Source organism: Marinifilum sp. D714, from assembly GCF_030851345.1.
In the GTDB taxonomy this organism is placed as follows: Bacteria; Bacteroidota; Bacteroidia; order Bacteroidales; family Marinifilaceae; genus Marinifilum.
The window spans coordinates 1-1679 of sequence record NZ_JALPNU010000054.1; the positions used below are offsets into that span (position 1 = coordinate 1).

2 protein-coding genes are annotated in these 1679 nt (G+C 39.7%); both read right to left on the bottom strand.

The window, feature by feature from the left end; all coding sequences use genetic code 11:
* Positions 1-311: 311 nt before the first annotated feature.
* Positions 312-1454 (bottom strand): IS91 family transposase, encoded by a 1143-nt coding sequence (locus M0051_RS19500; protein ID WP_306743246.1) that lies wholly within the window; start codon positions 1452-1454, stop codon positions 312-314.
* Positions 1444-1679 (bottom strand): tyrosine-type recombinase/integrase (locus M0051_RS19505; RefSeq protein WP_306743247.1); only part of this gene is annotated, 236 nt, incomplete at its 5' end. The genes M0051_RS19505 and M0051_RS19500, both read right to left, overlap by 11 nt.

The window sequence follows — 1679 nt, forward strand, 5'->3', positions numbered from 1 at the left end:
AACGTAAAAGTGTTTTATTCTTTCGTTTGATAAAATTAACAAAACATTATTAAGAGAGTTTAATTTTCTTTACAGAATAATTCCAAATAAAGGATAAAACATGGTTGGACAATGCCGTCGGCCTATGGGCATTTATTGGATTTGATTTGTATCTTCCTGTAGCAACTGACTCTTGCAAAGGTTAAAATCAGATGACATACAATGCTTTATTAATAGAATGCCTTGAGATAAGTGCATAACTTTCCCGTTTAGCAAACGGCTATCGATTTTAAAATTCAGCATACAAAGAACATTATTTTCTGTTTATAACATCATGTATCCGGATCAGGCAGTGATCTACATAAAATACGTCCACTCTTACATTTGGGACATCTGCTCACATCCTTCCCCGTAATTAAATCATATACCTCTATGGTTGGCAAACCTTCAAAACGAGGGATGAATACACAGTTCTTTAATAGTGCATTAACCTCTTGCATTTTGCTTTGAGAGTTTGCAGATGAAAGTATGCCGTAATACCTGATCTTGTAAAAATTGTGTGGCAAGATGTGCAACATGAACCTTCGAATGAATTCCAACGCCTCAAGCTTCATAACCTTGTGAATACCCGTTTTTCTGTTCCTGTACCGAAAAAACACCTTGCCATTCTCAATGGCAGTAATGCGACTGTTGTTAATGGCTACCCTGTTGGTGTATCTGCCCAAATATTCAACCACAGAGTCAATACTCGCCATAGGCTTTTTGATGTTGACATTCCAATCACTCTTGTAGAGATGTTGTTTGACCTGCTTCCAATCAAAGCCGTCAGGAAGATTTAGCACAGACTGTTCAAGTGCAATCCTGATTCTTTCACACAGGATTCCCCGAAACAATCGACTGATTGCCTTTTTAGGTGCAAAAAAGTCTTTATGAGCAGGAATCCATTCCATTTGATCTTCTGATAATCCTCCCGAGGGAATAATCATATGGATGTGAGGATGCTGCCCCAATGTTTGTGTCCAGGTATGCAGTACGGCAACGGCCCCGGTTTGAGCTCCTAAAAAACGAGGATTGCCTGCGGCCTTGCTCACAGCTTTCCAGGCTGATTGGAACAGGGCATTGTACAAGATGTTTTGATTCAAATAGAAAAGTTCATTCAATTGATGGGGAATGGTTAAAACCAAATGAAAATGTTTACATGCAGGAAGTTTAGCACGTAGTTTATCCACCCACCTAACCTGTTTGATGAACTGGCACTTGGGACAATGTTTGTGGCGACAGGAATTATAGGCCTGACTGTTGTAATCGCAAGAATTACAGTAATTAGTATGCCCGCCAAGCTCCGGCGTTCTACAAGCACAAATATTTCTGTAGGCTTTTTTCTGTTGTTCAAACATGCGGTAATTGCTATAAAAAACATCCCTGTGCTCCCTTAAAATATCTGCCAAATCGTACCTGCTTCTTTTATTTTCCATCTTTTACATCTTTACCTGTGTTCAATAGATCAGGCATATTGGCAGAACTTATATCGGCCACGTGCAGATAAATAGATGTGGTTTTCATGGCATTGTGTCCCAGAAGCAACTGCAAGCGTTTCAGATTTAAGCCTTTTTCAAGCATGTGGGTCGCAAAACTATGACGAAGAAGATGTGGAGTTACTTTCCCTGTAATGCAGGCACGTTTGGCTGCTTTGTGAAGAA

What these genes read in the sequence shown, in the direction of transcription:
- M0051_RS19500 (WP_306743246.1), bottom strand. Translation starts at nt 1,454, where the DNA reads ATGGAAAATAAAAGAAGCAGGTACGATTTGGCAGATATTTTAAGGGAG.